At 61.3% G+C, this 16123-nt stretch carries 16 protein-coding genes; 11 read left to right on the top strand and 5 right to left on the bottom strand.

All coding sequences use genetic code 11. The features are described from left to right. Positions 1 to 9 precede the first annotated feature (9 nt). The 3 genes from HU730_RS20970 to HU730_RS20960 are packed head-to-tail and all read left to right on the top strand — an operon-like array spanning position 10 to position 2575. Positions 10 to 1353: a nucleobase:cation symporter-2 family protein gene (locus HU730_RS20970; RefSeq protein ID WP_032896003.1), complete on the top strand. Its 1344-nt coding sequence runs from the start codon at positions 10 to 12 to the stop codon at positions 1351 to 1353. Between the two features lie 44 nt (positions 1354 to 1397). Further along, positions 1398 to 1766, top strand: a complete 369-nt coding sequence (locus tag HU730_RS20965; protein ID WP_186527475.1) for a hypothetical protein — start codon at positions 1398 to 1400, stop codon at positions 1764 to 1766. Positions 1767 to 1789: 23 nt separating this feature from the next. Beyond that, a complete protein-coding gene (locus tag HU730_RS20960; protein ID WP_003192827.1) occupies positions 1790 to 2575 on the top strand; it encodes an outer membrane protein OmpK in 786 nt (261 codons plus the stop codon). 112 nt (positions 2576 to 2687) lie between these two features. On the opposite strand, the gene HU730_RS20955 is transcribed toward HU730_RS20960, so the two are convergent. Beyond that, entirely contained in the window at positions 2688 to 3830 is a 1143-nt protein-coding gene (locus HU730_RS20955) for a patatin-like phospholipase family protein (RefSeq protein ID WP_034126132.1), read from the bottom strand. A 160-nt stretch (positions 3831 to 3990) separates the two neighbouring features. Then, a complete protein-coding gene (locus HU730_RS20950; RefSeq protein WP_034126131.1) occupies positions 3991 to 4926 on the bottom strand; it encodes a lipid A biosynthesis lauroyl acyltransferase in 936 nt (311 codons plus the stop codon). 119 nt (positions 4927 to 5045) lie between these two features. On the opposite strand from HU730_RS20950, the gene minC reads away from it, so the two are divergent. From minC to HU730_RS20910, 8 genes are all read left to right on the top strand, one after another. Then, on the top strand, positions 5046 to 5783 hold the full coding sequence (gene minC / locus HU730_RS20945) for a septum site-determining protein MinC (RefSeq protein WP_003192832.1): 738 nt from the start codon (positions 5046 to 5048) through the stop codon (positions 5781 to 5783). Positions 5784 to 5982: 199 nt separating this feature from the next. After that, entirely contained in the window at positions 5983 to 6795 is an 813-nt protein-coding gene (minD, locus tag HU730_RS20940; RefSeq protein ID WP_003192835.1) for a septum site-determining protein MinD, read from the top strand. A gap of 3 nt (positions 6796 to 6798) precedes the next feature. After that, positions 6799 to 7053 carry a cell division topological specificity factor MinE gene (gene minE, locus HU730_RS20935; protein ID WP_003175252.1) on the top strand — a complete coding sequence of 85 codons (255 nt, stop codon included), beginning with the start codon at positions 6799 to 6801 and terminating at the stop codon, positions 7051 to 7053. Between the two features lie 106 nt (positions 7054 to 7159). After that, positions 7160 to 7795, top strand: coding sequence for an RluA family pseudouridine synthase (locus tag HU730_RS20930; protein WP_003192838.1), 636 nt, complete (start codon positions 7160 to 7162; stop codon positions 7793 to 7795). A 171-nt stretch (positions 7796 to 7966) separates the two neighbouring features. Continuing rightward, positions 7967 to 9256 carry a M18 family aminopeptidase gene (locus HU730_RS20925; protein ID WP_034126129.1) on the top strand — a complete coding sequence of 430 codons (1290 nt, stop codon included), beginning with the start codon at positions 7967 to 7969 and terminating at the stop codon, positions 9254 to 9256. Between the two features lie 200 nt (positions 9257 to 9456). Then, complete coding sequence (locus tag HU730_RS20920) at positions 9457 to 9624, top strand: hypothetical protein (protein WP_003192842.1); 168 nt, start codon at positions 9457 to 9459, stop codon at positions 9622 to 9624. A gap of 72 nt (positions 9625 to 9696) precedes the next feature. Continuing rightward, positions 9697 to 11862, top strand: a complete 2166-nt coding sequence (locus tag HU730_RS20915) for a mechanosensitive ion channel domain-containing protein (protein ID WP_034126128.1) — start codon at positions 9697 to 9699, stop codon at positions 11860 to 11862. A gap of 16 nt (positions 11863 to 11878) precedes the next feature. Continuing rightward, positions 11879 to 13225, top strand: a complete 1347-nt coding sequence (locus HU730_RS20910) for an amidohydrolase (RefSeq protein WP_034126127.1) — start codon at positions 11879 to 11881, stop codon at positions 13223 to 13225. Between the two features lie 110 nt (positions 13226 to 13335). On the opposite strand, the gene HU730_RS20905 is transcribed toward HU730_RS20910, so the two are convergent. From HU730_RS20905 to HU730_RS20895, 3 genes are all read right to left on the bottom strand, one after another. Continuing rightward, positions 13336 to 13560, bottom strand: a complete 225-nt coding sequence (locus tag HU730_RS20905; protein WP_003192847.1) for an MbtH family protein — start codon at positions 13558 to 13560, stop codon at positions 13336 to 13338. An 82-nt stretch (positions 13561 to 13642) separates the two neighbouring features. Continuing rightward, entirely contained in the window at positions 13643 to 15043 is a 1401-nt protein-coding gene (locus HU730_RS20900) for an aspartate aminotransferase family protein (RefSeq protein ID WP_054896341.1), read from the bottom strand. A 274-nt stretch (positions 15044 to 15317) separates the two neighbouring features. Next, positions 15318 to 16085, bottom strand: coding sequence for an N-acetylmuramoyl-L-alanine amidase (locus tag HU730_RS20895; RefSeq protein ID WP_106118209.1), 768 nt, complete (start codon positions 16083 to 16085; stop codon positions 15318 to 15320). Positions 16086 to 16123 lie beyond the last annotated feature (38 nt).

The following is a 16123-nucleotide window of genomic DNA, read 5'->3' as shown; positions in this document are numbered from 1 at the left end:
AGGTGTTGCATGTCCCAGTTAGAAACGCAGACTCCTGCCGCGCCCGCCATGGTGCGGCTGCCCCTCTTGCAACTGATCCTGGTAGGCCTGCAACACGTCTTGCTGATGTACGGCGGTGCTGTCGCCGTGCCCCTGATCATTGGCCAGGCCGCCGGCTTGAGCCGTGAAGAAATCGCCTTTCTGATCAACGCCGACCTGCTGGTGGCCGGTATCGCCACCATGGTGCAGTCGTTCGGCATCGGCCCCATGGGCATCCGCATGCCGGTGATGATGGGCGCCAGTTTTGCCGCCGTGGGCAGCATGGTCGCCATGGCCGGTATGCCCGGCATCGGTTTGCAGGGCATCTTCGGCGCGACCATCGCCGCCGGGTTCTTCGGCATGCTCATCGCACCGTTCATGTCCAAGGTGGTGCGCTTTTTCCCGCCGCTGGTGACCGGTACGGTGATCACCGCCATCGGCCTTTCGCTGTTCCCCGTGGCGGTGAACTGGGCCGGCGGGGGCAGCGCCGCCGCCACGTTTGGCTCGCCGGTCTACCTGGCGATTGCCGCCCTGGTACTGGCCACGATCTTGCTGATCAACCGCTTCATGCGCGGCTTCTGGGTGAACATCTCGGTACTGATCGGCATGGGCCTGGGTTACGCGCTATGTGGTGTGATCGGCATGGTCGACCTCAGTGGCCTGGCCCAGGCGCCGTGGGTGCAGGTTGTGACGCCGTTGCACTTTGGTATGCCCAAGTTCGAGTTGGCGCCGATCCTGTCGATGTGCCTGGTGGTGGTGATCATTTTTGTCGAGTCCACCGGCATGTTCCTCGCCCTGGGCAAGATCACCGGCCAGGAGGTCACGCCGAAGATGCTGCGACGAGGCCTATTGTGTGATGCCGGCGCATCGTTCTTTGCCGGCTTCTTCAACACCTTTACCCACTCCTCCTTCGCGCAGAATATCGGCCTGGTGCAGATGACCGGCGTGCGCTGCCGCTCGGTCACGCTCATGGCCGGCGCGTTCTTGATCGTGCTCAGCCTGTTGCCCAAGGCGGCCTATCTGGTGGCTTCAATTCCACCTGCGGTACTCGGCGGCGCGGCGATTGCGATGTTCGGGATGGTGGCGGCAACCGGGATCAAGATTTTGCAGGAAGCCGACATCGCCGACCGCCGTAACCAGTTGCTGGTGGCGGTGAGCATCGGCATGGGCCTGATCCCCGTGGTACGCCCGGAGTTCTTCGCACAGCTGCCGTTGTGGATGAGCCCGATTACCCACAGCGGCATCGCCATGGCCACCCTCAGCGCGCTGTCGCTGAACATCCTGTTCAACATCCTCGGCGGCGCTGAGCGCCCCGAAGTCGCGCATACGCATTGATTCCTTTGTTAGTACAAAAATAACAACAAACAGGGAACCCCCACATGCACAACCTTGACATGGGGCCGGCCACACGCCGCGCCCCATTCTTGCCCCTCGCGCTCTGTTACAGCGCACTTGAGCCCAGGCCTGGGAGCCAGTATTCTCCGCGCCCGCTCGAATCGACTCAAAAAAAAACAGTGAATGTAAAAGCTGACCTCAAGGCCAACTTATCCCGGCCTGATGTTTGCTGCCAAAGTGCACAAAAGTCCCCTGAATTCGACTGCATCCGTTGCAGCCGACGGGGATTTTTTGGCTTTTTCAGCACCTTGGCGCAGCTCTTGCTAAAAGCATCAAAGCTGACCGAACAGACGATTTTTGCAGCGAACCAAAAGGCGCCACACCAGAGCGCCTGCGTAGAAGAAAAACCATAAAATTTTAACTCGGGAGCAACCGAATGAAACCTATGTTCAAAGGCCTGATGCTGGCTGGATCACTGTTGGCCGGTGGCCAGGCCGTAGCCGGTGACTTGTTGCAGTGGCAAAACAACAGCCTGACTTATCTGTGGGGCAAGAGCTTTACCGTCAACCCGCAGATCCAGCAAACCGTCACCTTCGAACATGCCGACGCATGGAAGTACGGCGACAACTTCTTCTTCCTCGACCGTATCTTTTACAACGGCAAGGAAGACGGCAATGTCGGCCCGAATACTTACTACGGCGAGTTCAGCCCGCGTTTGTCGTTCGGCAAGATCCTGGACAAAGACCTGTCGTTCGGCCCGATCAAGGACGTGCTGCTGGCCTTCACCTATGAGTTCGGCGAGGGCGATAACGAGTCCTACCTGCTGGGTCCGGCATTCGACTTGAACATCCCCGGTTTCGACTACTTCCAGTTGAACTTCTACCAGCGCCAGACCGAGGGCAATCGTCCGGGTGACGGCGTGTGGCAGATCACTCCGGTATGGTCGTACACCATTCCCGTGGGTAATTCCGACGTGCTGATCGACGGTTTCATGGACTGGGTGGTGGATAACGACAAGAACGCCCGCGGCACTTATCACGCCAACCTGCACTTCAACCCACAGGTCAAATACGACCTGGGCAAGGCGCTGCATTGGGGCGACAAGCAGTTGTATGTGGGTTTTGAATACGACTACTGGAAGAACAAATACGGGATTGAAGACAGCGGCGCCTTCAAGACGACTCAGGACACAGCAAGCTTCCTGGTCAAGTACCACTTCTGACGGCCCTGTGTAGGAGCGAGCTTGCTCGCGAAAAACTCAAGATCACCGCGCTCATGCTGAATAAACACGGCGTTCTCAGGTTTTTCGCGAGCAAGCTCGCTCCTACAAAGGTTCACGTCAGGCCCAGGAAACGGGTGATTTCTTCGCGCTTGGCCAGCGCATCCTTGCGCCCCAGTTCGATCAACTCACTGCAATACCCCGCCTCGAACAACAGATAGCTCAACACTCCTGCCCCGCTGGTCTTGGTTGCCCCAGGCCCCCGTAAAAACACACGCAACGCCGCCGGCAATTCCTGGCGATGTCGCGCGGCGATTTCATCGATGGGCTGGCTGGGGGCAATCACCAACACCTCTACCGGCGCCAGGCCCTGCACCGCCGCATCCGCAGGCACGACGCGGCTGAACTGGTTCAAGCGCTCCAACAGTTCGATATCGCTTTCCAGGCTGTCAATGAAGGTGCTGTTGAGCATATGCCCGCCGATTTGCGCCAGGGTCGGTTGCTGGCCGGTGTAGGTGCGTTGCGTCGAGGCTTCATTGCCCCTTGGGTTGCCGCTCACACCGACGACCAATACGCGGCTGGCCCCCAGGTGCAAGGCCGGGCTGATGGGCGCGGACTGCCGCACTGCGCCATCGCCGAAGTACTCTTCGTCAAGTTTGATCGGAGCGAACAACAGCGGAATCGCGGAGCTTGCCAACAGGTGCTCTACCGTCAGTTGGGTCGGTACCCCAATGCGCCGATGACGCAGCCAGGCATCGATGGTGCCGCCGCCCTGATAGAAGGTCACCGCTTGCCCGGACTCATAACCAAAGGCCGTCACCGCCACCGCCTGCAAGTGCTTGCGGCGGATAGCCTCGTCGATGCCGTCCAGGTTCAAACGCGCTTGCAGCAAGTCACGCAGGGGGGAGCTATTGAGCAACGCCACCGGCACCTGGGCACCCAGGCCCAACAGGCTGTGGATCAGGAAGCGACTGGCCTGGCGTATCACCCCCGGCCAATCGCTGCGCAGCACCTGATGGCTGCGAAAGCCCTGCCAGAACGCTGTCAGCCGTTGGACAGCCGCGCAGAAGTCACTGGCCCCACTGGCCAGGCTCACCGCATTGATGGCGCCGGCGGAGGTGCCGACGATCACCGGAAAAGGATTCGGTGCCCCTGGCGGCAGCAATTCGGCAATCGCCGCCAGCACCCCCACCTGATAAGCCGCTCGCGCCCCGCCGCCGGAAAGAATCAAGCCTGTGACCGGTTCAACTGGGCGCATTGCGTCACTCCATGTGGCGAAAAGTTGGGCTTATCAACGTCATATCACTGTAGGAGCGAGCTTGCTCGCGAAGATCGCCAATGATTACGCGTACATCCTAGGTGAACGCGGTGTTATTGGGTTTTTCGCGAGCAAGCTCGCTCCTACAATGGCAGCAGGGTTATCGACGGCGCTTTTCGTACAGCTTGGGCTCACCCGGCGGCCGACTCTTGAAGCGGCGATGGGTCCACAGGTATTGCTCGGGGCATTCGCGCACCGAGGCTTCAACCCACTGGTTGATGCGCAGGCAGTCGATCTCGTCGGTTTCACCCGGGAAGTCGGTCAGCGGCGGATGGATCACCAGGCGGTAACCGCTGCCGTCAGCGAGGCGCTCCTGGGTAAACGGCACCACCAGCGCCTTGCCCAGGCGTGCGAACTTGCTGGTAGCGGTGACGGTGGCCGCCTGGATACCGAACAGCGGCACGAAGATGCTTTGCTTGGCGCCGTAGTCCTGGTCTGGCGCGTACCAGATGGCGCGGCCGGCGCGCAGCAGCTTGAGCATGCCGCGCACGTCGTCGCGCTCCACGGCCAGGGAATCGAGGTTATGGCGTTCACGGCCACGGCGCTGGATAAAGTCGAACAGCGGGTTGCCGTGTTCGCGGTACATGCCGTCAATGGTGTGCTTCTGCCCCAGCAGCGCCGCGCCGATTTCCAGGGTGGTGAAGTGCAGCGCCATGAGGATCACGCCTTTGCCTTCCAACTGTGCCTGCGTGAGGTGTTGCAGCCCTTCGACATGGGCCAGGCGCGCCAGGCGCGGCTTGGGCCACCACCAGCTCATGGCCATTTCAAAGAAGGCGATGCCGGTGGAAGCGAAGTTTTCCTTGAGCAGGCGTTTGCGTTCCTTGACAGATTTTTCCGGGAAGCACAGCTCTAGGTTGCGCGCCGCGATGCGGCGACGATCACCTGCCACGCGGTACATGCCCGCGCCCAGCAGGCGACCAATGGTCAACAGCGCCCGATACGGCAATTGAGTGACCAGCCACAGCAGGCCGAGCCCCAGCCATAGCAGCCAAAAACGCGGGTGAAGAAATACAGCTCGAAAACGCGGGCGATCCATTACAGATTCCGGTAAAGACAAGGGCCGCGCATTCTACAACGGTTCGACTCGGCTTGCGGCGGGTGAGTGTTCTCGTTATAAGTCTCGACACTTTTCGTGACAAGCCGCTTTCGCCGACCATGAGCCAAACCGAACCGCTAGACCAAGATCCCGTGTTCCAGCTAAAAGGCAGCATGCTCGCCATTACCGTGCTGGAACTGGCCCGCAATGACCTCGACGCCCTGGACCGCCAACTGGCCGCCAAGGTCGCCCTGGCGCCGAACTTCTTCAACAACGCCCCGCTGGTGCTGGCGCTGGACAAGCTGCCGGCTGGCCAGGGCGTGATTGATTTGCCCGGCCTGATGCGCGTATGCCGTTCCCATGGCCTGCGCACACTGGCGATTCGCGCCAGCCGCATCGAAGACATTGCCGCCGCCATCGCCATTGAACTGCCAGTACTGCCACCGTCCGGCGCCCGCGAGCGTGCGCTGGAGCCATTGGTCGGCGAAGAAAAGAAAAAACCGGAAAAACCACCGGAGCCTGCGATCAGGCCTACAAAGATCATCACCTCGCCGGTACGCGGCGGGCAGCAGATTTACGCCCAGGGCGGCGACCTTGTGGTGGTTTCCTCGGTCAGCCCGGGGGCGGAACTTCTTGCCGATGGCAACATCCATGTATACGGCCCGATGCGCGGACGCGCCCTGGCCGGCATCAAGGGTGATACCAAGGCACGTATTTTTTGCCAGCAGTTGACCGCCGAGCTGGTTTCTATCGCGGGTCAGTACAAGGTTTCCGAAGATTTGCGCCGCGATCCACTATGGGGCGCTTCGGTACAGGTCAACCTGTCGGGCGATGTGTTGAACATCATCCGTCTTTAACGGATACTGCCGCATTTTCCAAGCATCTCTAGACTCTGATAGCAAAGCGAAACCGGCAAGACTTGTGTAGGACTTTTTGGAAGTTGGTGTTTCCCCATGGAAACCCCGTCTTTTTCCTGCAAAGGCTGTCCGCCTGCGGCGAGTTCCAAGAGATGTTTTTCAGGGACCGAAAGTCCTTTTTCCTTAGGGGTGAAACACCTTGGCCAAGATTCTCGTGGTTACATCCGGCAAGGGTGGTGTGGGTAAGACCACCACCAGCGCCGCTATCGGTACCGGCCTCGCTCTGCGCGGCCACAAGACAGTCATCGTCGACTTCGACGTCGGTCTGCGTAACCTTGACCTGATCATGGGCTGCGAGCGTCGCGTGGTGTATGACTTCGTCAACGTGGTGAACGGCGAAGCCAACCTGCAACAGGCCCTGATCAAGGACAAGCGCCTTGAGAACCTGTACGTGCTGGCTGCCAGCCAGACCCGTGACAAAGACGCGCTGACCAAAGAAGGCGTCGGCAAAGTCCTCGCCGAGCTCAAGGAAACCTTCGAATACGTGGTCTGCGATTCTCCGGCCGGTATCGAAACCGGTGCTCACCTGGCGATGTACTTCGCCGACGAAGCCATCGTGGTAACCAATCCGGAAGTCTCCTCGGTACGTGACTCGGACCGCATGCTCGGCCTGTTGGCCAGCAAGTCCAAGCGCGCCGAAGAAGGCCAGGACCCGATCAAGGAGCACCTGCTGCTCACCCGCTACAACCCGGAGCGCGTCAACAACGGCGAAATGCTGGGTGTTGAAGACGTGAAGGAAATCCTCGCCGTGACCCTGCTGGGCGTGATTCCGGAATCCCAGGCCGTCCTGAAGGCATCCAACCAGGGCGTACCGGTGATTCTCGACGACCAGAGCGACGCCGGCCAGGCGTACAGCGATGCCGTGGATCGCTTGCTGGGCAAGACCGTGGAACACCGCTTCCTCGATGTCAAGAAGAAGGGATTCTTCGAGCGTATCTTTGGAGGCAACTAAACAATGAAATTTCTCGACTTCTTTCGCGCCAACAAAAAGCCAAGTACCGCGTCGGTAGCGAAAGAGCGTCTACAGATCATCGTGGCGCACGAACGCGGCCAACGCAGCACGCCGGATTACCTGCCAGCCTTGCAGAAGGAACTGGTCGAGGTGATCCGCAAGTACGTCAATATCGGCAACGATGACGTGCATGTCGCCCTGGAAAATGACGGCAGCTGCTCGATTCTGGAACTCAATATCACCCTGCCCGATCGTTGATCGAACGGGCGGTCGCCACGGCGGCTCCGCTGACGGCCCCCTCGCTCCTACAGGGTGAGGGGGCAGTCAGTGGAGCCGCCGTTGGCGTTTGTTACGAGACTGTTTAATGCCGCTGTCCAATATCCATATCCTGCATCAGGACGACGCTGTCCTGGTGGTGAACAAGCCGACCCTGCTGCTCTCGGTGCCTGGTCGCGCCGACGACAACAAGGACTGCCTGATCACTCGCCTGCAGGAAAACGGCTACCCAGAAGCCCGCATCGTCCATCGCCTGGACTGGGAAACCTCGGGGATCATCCTGCTGGCCCGGGACGCGGATACCCACCGCGAACTGTCCCGCCAGTTTCACGACCGCGAGACAGAAAAGGCCTACACCGCCCTGGCCTGGGGCCAACCGGCACTGGACAGCGGCAGCATCGACCTGCCCCTGCGCTACGACCCGCCGACCAAGCCCCGCCACGTTGTCGACCATGAGTTCGGCAAACATGCCCTGACCTTCTGGAAAGTGCTGGAGCGTTGCGGCGACTGGTGCCGCGTAGAGCTGACACCCATCACTGGGCGCTCACACCAGTTGCGCGTGCATATGCTGTCCATCGGGCATCCATTACTGGGTGATGGTTTGTACGCCCATGAACAAGCCCTGGCCGCGTGGCCGCGCCTGTGCCTGCATGCAAGCATGCTCAGCTTCACCCATCCGCAAAGCGGCGAGCGCCTGCGTTTCGAGTGCCCAGCCCCTTTTTAAGACAAAGACGATGACCTTGTAGGAGCGAGCTTGCTCGCGAAGAACCTGAGAACACCGCGTATAGCCTGAATGGCTGCGGTGCCGTTGAGTTTTTCGCGAGCAAGCTCGCTCCTACAATGAATCGGCGGGGCCAATACGGTAAACTCCGCACACTGCTGTCTGGAGCTATTTATGCGCGAAGCGTTGAATCAAGGCCTGATCGACTTCCTCAAGGCCTCCCCTACTCCTTTTCATGCCACTGCCGCCCTCGCCCAGCGCCTGGAAGCGGCCGGTTACCAGCGTCTCGACGAGCGCGACACCTGGGCCACCGAGGCCAACGGTCGCTACTACGTGACCCGCAACGATTCCTCGATCATCGCCTTCAAGCTCGGCCGCCAATCGCCGCTGCAGGACGGTATCCGCATGGTCGGCGCCCACACCGACAGCCCGTGCCTGCGGGTCAAGCCCCAGCCGGAGCTGCAACGTCAGGGCTTCTGGCAACTGGGCGTGGAAGTCTACGGCGGCGCGCTACTGGCGCCCTGGTTCGACCGCGACCTGTCCCTGGCAGGCCGTGTTACCTTCCGCCGCGATGGCAAGGTCGAGAGCCAACTGATCGATTTCAAGCTGCCGATCGCCATCATTCCCAACCTGGCCATTCACCTCAACCGTGAAGCCAACCAGGGCTGGGCAATCAATGCCCAGACCGAGCTGCCGCCGATCCTAGCTCAGTTTGCCGGTGACGAACGCGTGGACTTTCGCGCCGTGCTCACCGAACAGTTGGCCCGCGAGCATGGTTTGAATGCCGATGTGGTGCTCGACTACGAGCTGAGTTTCTACGACACCCAAAGTGCTGCCGTGATCGGCCTCAATGGCGACTTCATTGCCGGTGCGCGCCTGGACAACCTGCTGTCGTGCTACGCCGGTTTGCAAGCCTTGCTCACCAGCGACTCCGATGAAACCTGCGTGCTGGTGTGCAACGACCACGAAGAAGTCGGCTCCTGCTCGGCCTGCGGTGCCGATGGCCCGATGCTGGAACAGACCCTGCGTCGCCTGCTGCCCGAAGGTGAAGAATTCGTACGCACCATTCAGAAATCCCTGCTGGTGTCGGCAGATAACGCTCACGGTGTGCACCCCAACTACGCCGAGAAACACGACGCCAACCACGGCCCGAAACTCAACGCCGGCCCGGTGATCAAGGTCAACAGCAACCAGCGCTACGCCACCAACAGCGAAACCGCCGGGTTCTTCCGCCACCTGTGCATGGCCCAGGAAGTGCCAGTGCAAAGCTTCGTGGTACGCAGCGACATGGGCTGCGGCTCGACCATCGGCCCCATCACCGCCAGCCACCTGGGCGTGCGTACGGTGGACATCGGCTTGCCGACCTTTGCCATGCACTCGATCCGCGAGCTGTGCGGCAGCCATGACCTGGCGCATCTGGTCAAGGTGCTGGGGGCGTTCTACGCCAGTCGCGATTTACCCTGAGACCCAGGCGCGCCCATCGCGGGCAAGCCCGCTCCCACATTTGACCTGTGAATGCATTTCAGTGTGGGAGCGGGCTTGCCCGCGATGGGTTTCCAAACAGATATAAGGCTATCTGACTCACATAAACTGCACTTCTGCCAATCCGGCCTAGACTTGTCAGAACTTCCAGTCCGACAAGGCCGCCCCTCGCCATGATCTCAATGTCCTCATTCCACGCCATGCTGATCCCCATCGTGATCGGCATGATCATGCTCGCGGTCGGCTTCAACTTTCGCGACAAGCCTCTGGGCGTGTTTGGCATGTGGATCGGCATGCTGTTGATCCTCGGCACCGTGCTCTACAAGATCCTCGCCAAACTGGCGCAGTGACAAATGCGCTCGCATTGGGCATAGCGGCCTCGTACACTCGGTCAATTCGTCGTTTTCAAGGTTGACCGCCTCGTGTTCTCCCGTCTGTTTGCCCTGCCCTGCTACCTGCTGATCGCCCTGCTCACGCTGCTGCCAGTGATGCCCGCCCAAGCCGTGGGCCTGCCCGGGATGCTGGGCGGTTCCAGCAAGACCCAACCCCAGGCGGAAGTGCCCCTGGGGCAGTCGCTGGACGAAGTGATCAAAACCCTGGAAAACGACCAGCAACGCACCCAGTTGCTCAGCGACCTGAAGAAACTGCGCGCCGCCACGCAAAAGGCCCAGCCCGCCGCCGAACTCGGGGTACTCGGGTTGATCGGCAGTACGCTGTCGGGCTTTGAGCAGCAGTTTTCCGGCGCCGACAGCCCGCTGGGGCGCTGGTCCAATGAAGTCGACCTGGCCAAGGATGAACTGGCCGCCCTGATGTTGCCGGCCAGCGAATGGCTGCCGATCATCTTCGGTTTTGCCGTGATCCTGGCCGTATGGAGCCTGCTGGCCGCTGCGCTGATCTGGCTCAGCCACCGAGTGCGCGAGCGCTTCGGCCTGCCCGAAGAGCTGCCGCAGCACCCGCGCACCTGGGACATGCTGCGCTTTGCCCTGCGCAAGCTGGGCCCCTGGCTGATCGCTTTGGTGATTACGGTTTACCTCAGTTACGCCCTGCCTTCCTCTCTGGGCAAATCCCTGGCCATGGTGCTGGCCTATGCCTTGGTGGTCGGCACCTGTTTCTCGGCAATCTGCGTGATTGCCTTCTCCGTACTCGACGGCCCGCACCGCCACCGCGCCTTGTATATCCTGCGCCACCAGGCGTTCCGCCCGCTGTGGTGGATCGGCAGTTTTGCCGCCTTCGGCGAAGCCTTGAGCGACCCGCGCCTGGTTGCCGCGCTCGGCCAGCATCTGGCCCACACCGCCGCGACCGTGGCCAATGTCATGGCGGCGTTGTCCACCGGGGTGTTTATCCTGCGTTTCCGCCGACCCATCGCGCACCTGATCCGCAACCAGCCGCTGTCGCGCCGACTGACGCGCCGCGCCCTCACCGATACTCTGTCGATCATCGGCACCTTCTGGTACATCCCGGCTCTTCTGCTGGTGGGCATCTCACTGTTCGCCACCTTCCTGTCGGCCGGCGACACCAGCACCGCCCTGCGCCAGTCGTTGCTGTGCACGGTGCTGCTGGTGTTGTGCATGGTGATCAACGGCCTGGTGCGCCGCCACGCTCTCAAGCCGCAACGCGGGCACAAACGCCACGCGCTGTACTCCGAACGCCTCAAAGGCTTTGTCTACACCCTGGTGCACCTGGTGGTGTGGCTGGTATTCATCGAACTGGGGCTGCGGGTCTGGGGCCTGTCGATGATTCGCTTTACCGAAGGTGAAGGCCATGAAATAGCCGTGAAGCTGTTCGGCCTCGGTGGGACCTTGTTGTTCGCCTGGCTGATCTGGATCCTCAGCGACACCGCGATTCACCACGCACTGACCCGTTCGCGCAAAGGCCTGGCCAACGCGCGTGCGCAAACCATGATGCCGCTGATCCGCAACGTGCTGTTCGTGACCATCTTCATCATCGCCGCCATCGTGGCGCTGGCGAACATGGGCATGAACGTTACGCCACTGCTGGCCGGTGCGGGCGTGATCGGTATCGCCATCGGCTTTGGTGCGCAATCGCTGGTAGCCGACTTGATCACCGGCTTGTTCATCATCATCGAAGACTCCCTGGCCATCGACGACTACGTGGACGTCGGCGGCCACCTCGGTACCGTAGAGGGCCTGACCATCCGTACCGTGCGCCTGCGCGATATCGACGGCATCGTGCACACCATCCCGTTCAGCGAAATCAAGAGCATCAAGAACTACTCCCGCGAGTTCGGCTACGCCATCTTCCGGGTGGCGATCCCTTACAACATGGAAATCGACGACGCGATCAAACTGATGCGCGAGGTCGGCCATGCCATGCGCAACGACCCGCTGCAACGCCGCAATATCTGGTCGCCGCTGGAGATCCAGGGCGTGGAAAGCTTCGAGTCCGGCAGCGCGATCCTGCGCGCACGCTTCAAGACCGCGCCGATCAAGCAGTGGGAAGTGTCGCGGGCATTCAACCTGTCGCTCAAGCGGCACCTGGATGAAGCCGGGCTGGACCTGGCGACACCGCGCTTGAGCGTGCAGGTGCAGACTGCCGGCAGCGTGCAGGAGAAAGATCCACAACAATAAGCAAGGAGAGGTTGGTATGCGAATGAACGGTCTGACACACCAATGGGTTTTGGGTCTGCTCGGCGCGGTCGCGAGCAGTGCAGTGATCGCCGCCAGCAGCGGCCAGGACAGTGCCCGGGAAACCATTGCCGCCCAGGCAAAAATCCTCGAACCCAGCCTGTTGGAAACCCGCCGCGATATCCACGCCCATCCGGAACTGGGCAATACCGAAACCCGCACCGCCGAGTTGGTCGCCAAACAGTTGCGCGAACTCGGCCTTGAGGTGAAGACCGGGGTGGCCCGCACTGGCGTCGTCGCCATCTTGAAAGGCGCCCTGCCCGGCCCGACCGTGGCCCTGCGCGCCGACATGGATGCGCTGCCGGTCAAGGAAGTGGCCGACCTGCCCTTCGCCTCCAAAGCCAAGGGCACCTACCTGGGCAAAGAAGTCGACGTGATGCACGCCTGCGGCCACGACGCCCATACCGCTATCCTGCTGAGCACTGCGAAGATTCTCACCGGGATGCGCGAGCGCCTGCCCGGCACCGTGGTGTTTTATTTCCAACCGGCCGAAGAAGGCCCCAGCGACTTTATCCCCGACGGCAAGAACACCTGGGGTGCGAAGATGATGGTGCAGGAAGGCGTGATGAAAGCGCCCAAGCCCGATGCGGTGTTTGGCCTGCATGTGTGGGCCGGTGTGCCTGCCGGGCAAATCGCCTACCGACCGGGCCCGACCCTGGCCAGCTCCGATGACCTGCGCATCAGGATCCTCGGCAAACAGACCCACGCCGGCCGCCCCTGGGACGGTATCGACCCGATCACCGTTGGCGCTCAAACCATTGTCGGCCTGCAGACCGTGGTCAGCCGCCGTACCGATATTTCGTCATTCCCCTCTGTGGTGAGCATCGGCACCATCAACGGTGGCACCCGCTATAACATCATCCCCGAGTCGGTGGACATGAGCGGCACCATTCGCTCCTACGACTACGGTATCCGCCAGAAGCTGCATGCAGACGTGCGTCAAACCGTAGAGAAAATCGCCGAAAGCGGTGGCGCCAAGGCCAAAGTGACGATCATCGAGAAGTACGACCCCACCATCAACAATCCGGCGCTGACCGAGAAAATGCTGCCGAGCCTGCGCTGGGCGGCTCAGGATGATGTAGTGCAAGGCCCGTTGGTGGGTGGCGCCGAGGACTTCTCGTTCTATGCCAAGGAGGCGCCGGGGCTGTTTGTCTTCCTGGGGGTGACCCCAAGGGATCAGGACATGAGCAAGGCGGCGCCGAATCACAACCCAGGGTTCTTTGTGGATGAGTCGGCGTTGGTGGTGGGCGTGAGGACGCTGGCGTCGTTGGCGACGGATTACCTCTATACCCATACCCCCCTGTAGGAGCGAGCTTGCTCGCGAAAAACTTCAGAACGCCGCGTTTATTCAGGGTAAACGCGGCGTTCTTGCGCCCTTCGCGAGCAAGCTCGCTCCTACACAGGGTATTGGGTGAATCAGTTGGCGAGGGCCGCGCCGTCCATTTTCTGGCGCAGGCTCAACGGCCGCATGTCGGTCCACACTTCCTCGATATACGCCAGGCATTCCTTCTTCATGCCACTCTTGCCCACGGTGCGCCAGCCTTCCGGCACGGCCTTGTAGTCGGGCCAGATCGAATACTGTTCTTCATGGTTGACCACTACCTGAAAGAGGATGTCGTCGCGGTCAAATACTGAGGTCATTGCTGTTCTCCGTCGCTCAAAGGCTGGCTGCGCACCACGCGCAGCACTGATATCTGTAGAAACGTACCAAGGGCCTGGAAAATTACAGGCTGGCCACGGCCGCCGCCAAGGCGCGCCCGAAAATCTCAGCCACCTGGTCGACTTCGCCAGCGGTGATCACCAGCGGTGGCAGGAAACGCACCACACTGCCATGGCGCCCGCCCAGTTCCAGGATCAGCCCGCGCTTGAGGCATTCGCGCTGCACCAGCGGCGCCAGCTGGCGATGCACCGGCGGATGGCCCTGACTATCAGGCGTGCCAGTCGGGTCTACCAGCTCCACCCCCAGCATCAGCCCACGCCCACGGATATCCCCCAGGTGCGGGAAGTCGCGCTGCAGGATGCGCAGGTGTTCGCCCAGGCGCTCGCCCATGGTCGCCGCATGGCCTGCCAGGTCGTGATCCTTGAGGTAGCGCATCACAGCCGAGCCCGCCGCCATCGCCATCTGGTTGCCGCGGAACGTCCCGGCATGGGCGCCCGGCAGCCAGGTGTCGAGCCAGTCGCGATACACCACCACCGCCAGCGGCAGGCTGCCGCCAATCGCCTTGGACATGACCACCACGTCCGGAATGATGCCGGCGTGTTCGAAGGCAAACATTTTGCCGGTACGCCCAAAACCGCTCTGGATCTCATCGACGATCAGCGCCACCCCCGCTTGCGCGGTGATACGGCGCAGGCCACGCAGCCAGTCGAGGTCCGCCGGGATCACACCGCCCTCACCCTGGACCACTTCGACAATCACCGCCGCTGGCAACAGCACGCCGGCTTCCGGGTCGTTGAGCAGGTTTTCCAGGTAATGCAGGTTGACCCGCACACCTTCGGCGCCACCCAGCCCAAACGGGCAACGGTAGTCATACGGGAATGGCAGGAATTGCACGCCATTGCCGAGCAAGGCGCCCAAGGGTTTCTTTGGCCCCAGGCTGCCCATCAAACTCAGCGCGCCCTGGCTCATGCCGTGATAGCCGCCCTGGAACGACAGCACGGTGCTGCGCCCTGTGGCAGTGCGCACCAGTTTCAACGCGGCTTCCACCGCATCAGTGCCGGTGGGGCCGCAGAACTGGATTTTCGCTTCTCGCGCCAGTTCCGACGGGAGCAAACCGAACAGGTCCTGCACGAATTGATCCTTGACCGGCGTGGTCAGGTCCAGGGTATGCAGGGGCAGTTCGTCGCTCAGCACTTGCTGGATGGCCTGGATCACAACCGGGTGGTTATGCCCCAGCGCCAGGGTTCCGGCGCCGGCCAGGCAGTCGATAAACCGCCGCCCCTCCACGTCCTCCACGTAAATGCCCTTGGCGCGTTTGAGTGCCAGGGGGATGCGCCGTGGGTAGCTGCGGGCGTTGGATTCCTGCTGGCGCTGGCGGGCCAGCAGCGGGCTTTCGTCAAACTGATAGAGCGTTTCCGCGGCCTGCACCGGGGCGTCTTCGATACGGCTGGTAGCGACTGACATCTGTGGATCCCTCAATACGCTGATGATCGTGACCAAACTGCCGATCCGTTGGCGTCTGGCCCAAGGGCATGCGCACGGATTTCCTGTTGTGGAGACGCTTCAGCGTGAAAAGGATTTAGGGGACGAGGGTTGTTAACTGATGAATGAAGATCCAATTGTAGGAGCGAGCTTGCTCGCGAAAAACTCCCCGGCGCCGCGTTTATCCAGAAAGCCCGCGGTATCGTTGACGTTTTTCGCGAGCAAGCTCGCTCCTACATTTGAACAGTGCTCGGTATTAAATCCCGCGGTACTTTTCGTTCAGGGCATACAAGATCGCGCAGGTCTCTGCATCCAGGAATCCACAATAATCCCGTGGCCGAAAGTGCATCTGGAACGCCCGGGTGCGCTGTTCAAAGGCCCGGCGATTCTGCGCGGGCTTGTAGCCATAACGCTGAAACGCCCGCTCCACTTCGACCTCCGGCGGCAAGCCGAGACAAAAGCGGCGCTGGTACATCGCCCGGCTCGATTCATCAAACCAGGCCCCGATGCCGGCCTCATGCAGCACACGCCAGGGCAACCGAGGCCCAGGGTCGCTCTTGCGCCAGTAGGCCACGTCCGAATGCCCGAGCCAGTCAGTGGGGCCCACCTGCGGATAGCGCTCCAGCAGGTCGCGAAGCAATTCAATCAGTAGGTCAATTTGTGCCGGTGCGTACTCCGGAAAGGTAAAGACTCCCGCTTCATGCCGCGCCAGGTTAACGATTTCAATGCCCACCGAGCGGCTGTTGAGATCGGCCTTCCCCGCCCAATAGCTCACGCCTGCGTGCCAGGCGCGCTGGTCCTCGTCCACCAGGCGAAACACCCGCAGCTCTTCATAACCGGCAGCGCGGTAGCTGGGTTCAGCGGGGTCGGGCAGCAGATAGTGGGCGCTGACGCCATCTTGGGTGAGGGTGCGTAGCGAGGAAGCAAAGGGCGCGGCCGTGTAGTGCACAAGCACCTGCTGCACGGATTCGCCGCGGCGGTCGTTGAAATCCCTGGCGGGGAAACTGGTGTCGATCACCAACATAAGAACAGTCCTTTTCAATTCAGGCCGACTCATTCGGC

The sequence above is a fragment of the Pseudomonas sp. SWRI22 genome (genome assembly GCF_014268395.2).
Classification (GTDB): domain Bacteria; phylum Pseudomonadota; class Gammaproteobacteria; order Pseudomonadales; family Pseudomonadaceae; genus Aquipseudomonas; species Aquipseudomonas paracarnis.
The sequence above is the reverse complement of the archived record's forward strand: the minus strand, read 5'-3'. Positions and strand labels throughout refer to the sequence as shown.

Excerpts from the sequence above, each read along its gene's own strand:
- HU730_RS20970 (WP_032896003.1), top strand. The coding sequence starts at position 10 with ATGTCCCAGTTAGAAACGCAGACTCCTGCCGCGCCCGCCATGGTGCGG.
- HU730_RS20965 (WP_186527475.1), top strand. The coding sequence starts at position 1,398 with ATGCACAACCTTGACATGGGGCCGGCCACACGCCGCGCCCCATTCTTG.
- HU730_RS20960 (WP_003192827.1), top strand. The coding sequence starts at position 1,790 with ATGAAACCTATGTTCAAAGGCCTGATGCTGGCTGGATCACTGTTGGCC.
- HU730_RS20955 (WP_034126132.1), bottom strand. The coding sequence starts at position 3,830 with ATGCGCCCAGTTGAACCGGTCACAGGCTTGATTCTTTCCGGCGGCGGG.
- HU730_RS20950 (WP_034126131.1), bottom strand. The coding sequence starts at position 4,926 with ATGGATCGCCCGCGTTTTCGAGCTGTATTTCTTCACCCGCGTTTTTGG.
- minC (WP_003192832.1), top strand. The coding sequence starts at position 5,046 with ATGAGCCAAACCGAACCGCTAGACCAAGATCCCGTGTTCCAGCTAAAA.
- minE (WP_003175252.1), top strand. The coding sequence starts at position 6,799 with ATGAAATTTCTCGACTTCTTTCGCGCCAACAAAAAGCCAAGTACCGCG.
- HU730_RS20930 (WP_003192838.1), top strand. The coding sequence starts at position 7,160 with ATGCCGCTGTCCAATATCCATATCCTGCATCAGGACGACGCTGTCCTG.
- HU730_RS20925 (WP_034126129.1), top strand. The coding sequence starts at position 7,967 with ATGCGCGAAGCGTTGAATCAAGGCCTGATCGACTTCCTCAAGGCCTCC.
- HU730_RS20920 (WP_003192842.1), top strand. The coding sequence starts at position 9,457 with ATGTCCTCATTCCACGCCATGCTGATCCCCATCGTGATCGGCATGATC.
- HU730_RS20910 (WP_034126127.1), top strand. The coding sequence starts at position 11,879 with ATGCGAATGAACGGTCTGACACACCAATGGGTTTTGGGTCTGCTCGGC.
- HU730_RS20905 (WP_003192847.1), bottom strand. The coding sequence starts at position 13,560 with ATGACCTCAGTATTTGACCGCGACGACATCCTCTTTCAGGTAGTGGTC.
- HU730_RS20900 (WP_054896341.1), bottom strand. The coding sequence starts at position 15,043 with ATGTCAGTCGCTACCAGCCGTATCGAAGACGCCCCGGTGCAGGCCGCG.
- HU730_RS20895 (WP_106118209.1), bottom strand. The coding sequence starts at position 16,085 with ATGTTGGTGATCGACACCAGTTTCCCCGCCAGGGATTTCAACGACCGC.